Source organism: Alteromonas sp. AO-Serp, from assembly GCF_017849675.1.
GTDB classification, from domain to species: Bacteria; Pseudomonadota; Gammaproteobacteria; order Enterobacterales; family Alteromonadaceae; genus Alteromonas; species Alteromonas macleodii.
This window is the reverse complement of the sequence record NZ_JAFLMX010000162.1, coordinates 1-1,975: the sequence shown is the minus strand read 5'-3', so window position 1 is coordinate 1,975 and position 1,975 is coordinate 1. Positions and strand designations below refer to the sequence as shown.

Sequence of the window (1,975 nt, the reverse complement as noted above, 5' to 3'; positions counted from 1 at the left end):
CACTTTTTGTGCGAAGTCAGTAAAGTTAAGGTCGATGTCGGTAACACCGTCGCCTAACTTAGACGCAAAGTAGTAACGCAGATATTCTGGGTTCAGATGGTCAAGGTAAGTACGGCCTTTAATAAAAGTACCGCGCGACTTTGACATTTTCGCGCCGTTCACCGTTACGAAACCGTGAATATTTACGCCAGTAGGCTTTCGGTATCCCGCTCCTTCTAGCATCGCAGGCCTGAACAGGCTGTGGAAGTAGGTAATATCTTTACCAATAAAGTGATAAAGCTCAGCCTCTGAGTCTGCTTTCCAGAAGTCATCGAACTCCAAGTTATTTTGATCGCAGAAGTTTTTGAAACTAGCCATGTAGCCAACAGGTGCATCTACCCACACGTAGAAGAACTTGTTCGGCGCACCTGGAATTTCAAAGCCGAAGTAAGGCGCATCACGGCTAATGTCCCACTGTTGAAGACCTTCAGTGAACCACTCCTGTAGTTTGTTCGCCATTTCTTCCTGCAGGGCACCTGAGCGGATCCACTCTTTTAACATGCCTTCAAATTTTGGCAGGTCAAAGAAGAAGTGCTCAGACTCACGCAGTACTGGTGTAGCACCCGATACAACGCTGCGCGGGTTCTTTACTTCTGTTGGGCTATACGTTGCGCCACATACGTCACAGCTGTCGCCGTTTTGATCTTCTGCGCCACAGCTAGGGCAGGTACCCTTAACGAAACGATCCGGCAAGAACATTTCTTTTTCAGGGTCGAACAGTTGATTAATAGTGCGTTTACTGATGTAGCCCGCATTATCTAAACGGGTGTAAATTTCTTCACACAGCGCCTTGTTTTCTGGCGAATGGGTTACATAGTAGTTGTCGTAATCAACGTGAAAATCAACAAGGTCTTGGTGATGTTCAGCACGCGTTCTTGCCACCATTTCTTCTGGTGTAATGCCAAGCTCTTGGGCTTTAAGCATAACCGGCGTACCGTGTGCATCGTCGGCGCAAACACTGTAACATTCGTTTCCGCGAAGGCGCTGAAAACGAGTCCAGATGTCGGTTTGAATGTGTTCTAGCAAATGACCTAAGTGAATAGAGCCATTTGCGTATGGCAACGCACTGGTTACCAGAATTCGGCGTTTTTCTGACATAATGACGTTATTGATTCTTTGCGTTTCAAAATGGCTGCAAATACTAGCGGAAAACCGCGTTTTTTGCATTACGTAATTCACACAATTCTACTACTAGTAAGGCATTTTATGTTCTTTTCTCGCAAAGCAGAGCCGGCAACTCAAAAAGTTGCTGTAATTTTGGCCAAGTATTTTTCGTTAGATGTTGAAGATACCTTGCCATGGTGTGCTTTTAGCCAGCCAGAAAATGAAGATGCCGGTGTAACAGTTACCTTGCCGTTCTGTATTGCTACACAGCTAGACCCGCTTAAACAAGAAGTGCTTAACCAACTTAAAGGGAAGCTTGACGATGACCAGCTTACGTTTAAACATAACGTAGCAAGTGGAGAAACAGAAGTAGCGCCGGTCACCAACATTAAAAACATCATAGCAGTGGCTTCAGGCAAGGGGGGCGTAGGTAAATCGACAACCAGCATTAATTTAGCGTTTGCACTTATGCAGGAAGGCGCGAAAGTTGGGATTTTAGATGCCGATATTTATGGGCCGTCTATTCCCATTATGTTGGGCAACCCCGATGCTCACCCTGAAAGTGAAGATAATAAGCACATGCAGCCGCTAATAGCACATGGGCTGGTGGCGAATTCCATTGGTTACTTAGTGCCTCAAGAAGACGCGGCCGTATGGCGCGGACCCATGGCAAGCAGAGCGTTAAAGCAATTATTAGATGAAACCCTATGGCCTGTGCTGGACTACTTGATTGTAGACATGCCACCAGGAACAGGCGATATCCAACTGACGATGGCGCAACAAGTACCGTTGACTGCTTCAGTGGTAGTTACAACGCCGCAGGACTTAGCAC

At 46.4% G+C, this 1,975-nt stretch carries 2 protein-coding genes; one reads left to right on the top strand and one right to left on the bottom strand.

Going from position 1 to position 1,975, the window contains the following annotated elements; all coding sequences use genetic code 11:
• Window positions 1-1,137: methionine--tRNA ligase (gene metG / locus QVA83_RS11470; RefSeq protein ID WP_287498478.1), on the bottom strand; the 1,137-nt coding region annotated here is incomplete at its 3' end.
• Window positions 1,138-1,245: 108 nt separating this feature from the next.
• On the opposite strand from metG, the gene QVA83_RS11465 reads away from it, so the two are divergent.
• Window positions 1,246-1,975, top strand: a 730-nt coding sequence (locus QVA83_RS11465; RefSeq protein ID WP_287498477.1) for a P-loop NTPase, incomplete at its 3' end; no start/stop codon positions are given.